Source organism: Aeromonas sp. LsrichE-8G (assembly GCF_022869435.1).
Lineage (GTDB): Bacteria > Pseudomonadota > Gammaproteobacteria > Enterobacterales > Aeromonadaceae > Aeromonas > Aeromonas caviae.
In genome coordinates this window covers 1-4932 of record NZ_JALIHH010000162.1, presented here as the reverse complement: position 1 = coordinate 4932, position 4932 = coordinate 1, and the positions used below count along the sequence as shown (strand labels likewise).

Genomic DNA, 4932 nt, shown 5'->3' with positions numbered 1-4932 from the left:
GGGACACGCCGTTTTAGCCTGTGGAGGCGTGGTGCAATCAGGCCGCCCGATGAAGCAGGAACCCGGTACTGCGCGAGCAGCTATCACCCAGTAATGGGAATCCCCCTCCTGTGACGCGAAGCGCTAAGGTGGGGGAGGATGTCAATAGGCTATCTTATTCGCCATTTTGAACCTGGGCAGTGCTCGAAATCCTCACGTACTACAGTACGCTCCGGTTTCTGCGCGCTGTCCGTGTTCAAACTGCCTTCAACGATTACGCCTACTGGGATAGGTTCTAAGCCCCATAACGACAAACCCCGGGACTTGGCCGCAATGCTGTTCAGATAAGCACTTTTTTGACTGATTATTCATAAATTGGATTTGAGTTGAGGGGGCAAGGCTGTGTCCAGTCGATCTTCCTCCAGCCTTTATCCAGCGGGGCTTGCAATAGAAAGAGGGAGGCATCATGCCTCCCTCGATTTTTTGTCCTGATACTACGTGGACTGGAACTCAAATTCTCTTAAGTGAACAGCATTGCGGGACTTGGCCGGGGTTTGTTTGCGAGCATTACACAGCTATCAGTGGAACTGATCTTCTTCGGTCGAGCCGGTCAGCGCGGTCACCGACGACTGGCCGCCCTGAATGACGGTGGTCACCTTGTCGAAGTAACCGGTACCCACTTCCTGCTGGTGCGCCACGAAGGTGTAGCCCCGCTCGGCGGCGGCGAATTCCGGCTGCTGCACCATCTCGACATAGTGCTTCATTCCCTCGCCACGGGCGTACTGGTAGGCCAGCTCGTACATGTGGAACCACATGTTGTGGATACCCGCCAGGGTGATGAACTGGTACTTGTAGCCCATGTCGGAGAGCTCCTGCTGGAAGCGGGCGATGGTGGCATCGTCCAGGTTCTTCTTCCAGTTGAAGCTCGGGGAGCAGTTGTAGGCCAGGATCTTGTCCGGGTACTGGGCCTTGATGGCCTCGGCAAATTTGCGCGCCTCGTCCAGATCGGGCTTGGCGGTCTCGCACCACACCATGTCGGCGTAAGGGGCGTAGGCCAGGCCGCGGGAGATGGCCTGCTCGATGCCGGCCTGCACCTTGTAGAAGCCCTCGCTGGTGCGCTCACCGGTCAGGAAGCCGGCATCGTAGGGATCGGCATCCGTGGTCAGCAGATCCGCTGCGTTGGCGTCGGTGCGGGCGATGACCAGGGTGGTGGTACCGCAGACATCTGCCGCGAGGCGGGCTGCGATAAGCTTTTGCACCGCTTCCTGGCTCGGGACCAGTACCTTGCCGCCCATGTGGCCGCATTTTTTCACGGACGCGAGCTGATCTTCGAAGTGTACGCCGGCGGCGCCCGCTTCAATCATCCCCTTCATCAGCTCGAAGGCGTTCAGCACGCCGCCGAAACCGGCTTCCGCATCCGCTACTATGGGCAGGAAATAGTCGATGAAGCCCTTGTCCTCTGGTCCAACTTTGTTGGCCCACTGGATCTGGTCGGCCCGGGCGAAGGAGTTGTTGATGCGCTCCACCACGGAGGGGACGGAGTTGGCCGGGTAGAGGGACTGATCCGGGTACATGGTGGAGGAGAGGTTGTTGTCCGCCGCCACCTGCCAGCCGGAGAGATAGATGGCTTCGATGCCGGCCTTGGCCTGCTGCACCGCCTGGCCGCCGGTCAGGGCGCCGAGGCAGTTTACATAGCCTTTCTTGGCGCCGCCGTGGATCAGCTCCCACAGTTTGTCGGCGCCGCGTTGGGCCAGAGTGTGTGTCGGCTGCAGGCTGCCACGCAGGTTCACCACGTCCTCGGCGCTGTAGCCGCGCTTGATCCCTTTCCAGCGGGGGTTTTCTGCCCAGTCTTTCTCGATAGCCTGGATCTGTTGCTCACGGGTCAGTGCCATATCAGTTCCCTCTTTCATTGATTTCACGTTTCCATTGACTTGTTATGGGGGCCGTTACCGGCCCGGGTCTCACAGCCGCTCGTAGCCGGGCAGCGTCAGAAAATCGATGAGTGTGTCGGCGCAGGTGATCTCGTCCATCAGGGCGCTTGCCTCGGCGAAACGGCCCGATTGCCAGCGGGCCTCGCCCACTTCGCCTCTGACCACCTCCTGCTCCTCGGCCAGCATCTGGCGGAACAGCGCCTTGGTCACTGCCTGACCGTTGGAGAGGGTCTTGCCGTGGCGGATCCACTGCCAGATGGAGGTGCGGGAGATCTCGGCGGTGGCGGCATCTTCCATCAGTCCGTAGATGGGCACGCAGCCATTGCCGTTGATCCAGGCTTCCAGGTATTGCAGGGCGACGCGGATATTGGTGCGCATGCCCGCCTCGGTGCGATCACCCTCACAGGGGGCCAGCAGGTCGGCGGCCGTGATGGGGGCATCCTGCTCGCGCAGCACGCCGATCTGGTTCTGGGCACCCACCGGAATGGTGGCGTTGAACACCGCCATGGCGGTATCGGCGAGGCCGGGGTGGGCGACCCAGGTGCCGTCGTGGCCGTTGTTCGCTTCACGCTCCTTGTCCGCCTTCACCTTGGCGAAGACTTCGGCGTTCACTGCCGGATCCTTGGCCGGGATAAAGGCGGCCATGCCCCCCATCGCCAGCGCGCCGCGTTTGTGGCAGGTCTTGATAAGGAGTTGCGAATAGGCAGAGAGGAACGGCTTGTCCATGGTCACCACCTGACGATCCGGCAGGACGCGATCCGGGTGGTTTTTCAAGGTCTTGATATAGCTGAAGATGTAGTCCCAGCGACCGCAGTTGAGGGCGACGATGTGATCCTTCATCTGATAGAGCAGCTCGTCCATCTCGAATACCGCCGGCAGGGTTTCGATGAGCACGGTGGCCTTGATGGTACCGCGGGGCAGACCGAATTTGTCCTCGGTCCAGGCGAACACCTCGCTCCACCAGCGCCCTTCCAGATGGCTCTGCAGCTTGGGTACGTAGAAGTAGGGACCGGAGCCCTTGGCCAGCAACGCCTTGTGGTTGTGCAGGAAATAGAGGGCGAAGTCGAACAGGCCGCCGGGAATGGGGGCACCATCAAAGGTGACGTGCTTCTCCGGCAGATGCAGACCGCGAACCCGGCAGATGAGCACGGCCGGGTTGGGATTCAGGGTATAGGCCTTCCCCTCCGGGCTCTGGTAGGCAATGGTGCCGTTGACCGCATCGCGCAGGTTGATCTGGCCCTCGATCACCTTGTTCCATGCCGGGGCCAGGGAGTCCTCGAAGTCGGCCATGAAGACCTTGACGTTGGCGTTGAGGGCATTGATCACCATTTTGCGCTCGACCGGGCCGGTGATCTCCACACGGCGGTCCTGCAGATCGGCGGGAATGCCGCGCACCGTCCACTCACCATCGCGAATATGGGCGGTCTCTGGCAGGAAGTCCGGCAACTCGCCGCCATCGATACGGGCCTGGCGTGCGACTCGCTGCTTCAGCAGCTCATTGCGTTGGGGAGCGAAACGTTCCACCAGTTCGGACACCAGGGCCACCGCATCCGGCGTCAGGATCTGCGCGTAATCGGGAAGCATCTCGCCTTGAATGTGCAGGCGGGTGCTGCTGATGGTCTGGGCCGGTGCCGACATAGTGGGTACTCCTCCAAAAGTTACATTTTGAATTTATTAACTACGACTAACGTCTATATCCCTTTCTTTCAAACTCCCCGTAACAGCGGGGTAACACGATTCATAAGGTGCAAAAGAATGGCGGATTCGTCAACTTGATTTTTAAAACGGGTGTTTTTTGATGATAGTTAAGATGCTGTTTTAAATGGATTTATGTGATTAGTGTAAAAGCTCTTTGCAGATGGTTATGCTCTTGGGTCGCCGGGGCGGCAGGGGGGAGGATTTCGGTAGAGGGGATGGGTTAAAAATGTAACTAATTACGTAATAAAATTACAAATGCAAAAACAAATCCCGACATTACTCCAAGCTTTGCAAAAACAGCTGTATGAAATGCCTTCGTTCAATCCAGCCTGCATGAGGGCTATGAAGTGACCGGGTAGTGAACTGATGTTTAAAACTAAAATGTCAAATTGGGTCAAAATGGCGAAGGCGAACATGAGAGAGGGAAATGACGAGCAATAACGTAGGTTTGTATCACGGCGTGTCCATGAAGGAGAGGGAGGTTGGGGCGCAGAAGATGGTCAATTAAACTGATTTTTGAAGAAAAACTAGCATTTTATCGTTATTTGCGGTGGCGGTCTGTTGGCCGGGGTCAAGGGTGGTGCCGGACAGCAAAACCGGCGTCTTGAACCGCACTATGGCACGGGCTCGTCTCAGTAATCTTCATCCGGGGCGGCGAGATCGATCACATCGAGGTGCACTGAACTGCCAAACCCGTGCTCTGCGGAATCGAGCTCGGAGGGCGTGGGGGAGATCAGGGGCTGAACGGGCTGGGAGTCAACAGCTTGGGTCATGGATGCTTGCCTCATTGATTGCAAGCCGGTCGGTGATTCCATCACCCTAGTGTCCACCTCCCTGTTTTTAGGTTCATCGCGGCTTTCCGGGGAAGGCCGCCTTGATTTTCAGAAAAAAGTATTCTGAGTCCCTAAATCCATATGCCATACGCTTTATCACTTTGATCTTGTTGTTCACCCCTTCCAGCACACTCGTGTGCATCGGGTAGTTTGCACTCGCCAGGATCCCCCGCATATATTTCGATAAATTTCGACCAAATCGTTGCAGCGGCGCTAGCCCGCTTTCCTTCACCTGCCGCATCCAGCTCCGCCATCGTCGCCATCCTTCCCACACGCTCGGCGCATACCAGATGCCCTTCAACGCCTCTTTCAGCACGTACACCATCGCCAGCGGTTGATTCGCCACCAACAGCTCCTGCAACTTCACATCCTGTTTTTCACTCAGCTTCGCCCGATTACGTAGCAGCAACCAACGCGCACTTTTGACCACTTTTCGCGCCGGTTTATCGCTTTTCAGTGCATTCGCCTGCTCCACTCGCACCCGGTCCACC

4 protein-coding genes are annotated in these 4932 nt (G+C 57.8%); all 4 read right to left on the bottom strand.

Going from position 1 to position 4932, the window contains the following annotated elements:
* Positions 1-557 precede the first annotated feature (557 nt).
* Positions 558-1871, bottom strand: a complete 1314-nt coding sequence (gene aceA, locus MUW49_RS18115; protein ID WP_010675271.1) for an isocitrate lyase — start codon at positions 1869-1871, stop codon at positions 558-560.
* Between the two features lie 69 nt (positions 1872-1940).
* Positions 1941-3548, bottom strand: a complete 1608-nt coding sequence (aceB, locus tag MUW49_RS18110; protein ID WP_160838641.1) for a malate synthase A — start codon at positions 3546-3548, stop codon at positions 1941-1943.
* A gap of 692 nt (positions 3549-4240) precedes the next feature.
* Positions 4241-4381: a hypothetical protein gene (locus tag MUW49_RS18105; protein WP_010675269.1), complete on the bottom strand. Its 141-nt coding sequence runs from the start codon at positions 4379-4381 to the stop codon at positions 4241-4243.
* Positions 4382-4454: 73 nt separating this feature from the next.
* A partial coding sequence (locus MUW49_RS18100; protein WP_244813049.1) for a transposase occupies positions 4455-4932 on the bottom strand: 478 nt, incomplete at its 5' end.

Bases quoted from the DNA above. Each gene is read 5' to 3' on its own strand.
- aceA (WP_010675271.1), bottom strand. From the start codon at position 1,871: ATGGCACTGACCCGTGAGCAACAGATCCAGGCTATCGAGAAAGACTGG.
- aceB (WP_160838641.1), bottom strand. From the start codon at position 3,548: ATGTCGGCACCGGCCCAGACCATCAGCAGCACCCGCCTGCACATTCAA.
- MUW49_RS18105 (WP_010675269.1), bottom strand. From the start codon at position 4,381: ATGACCCAAGCTGTTGACTCCCAGCCCGTTCAGCCCCTGATCTCCCCC.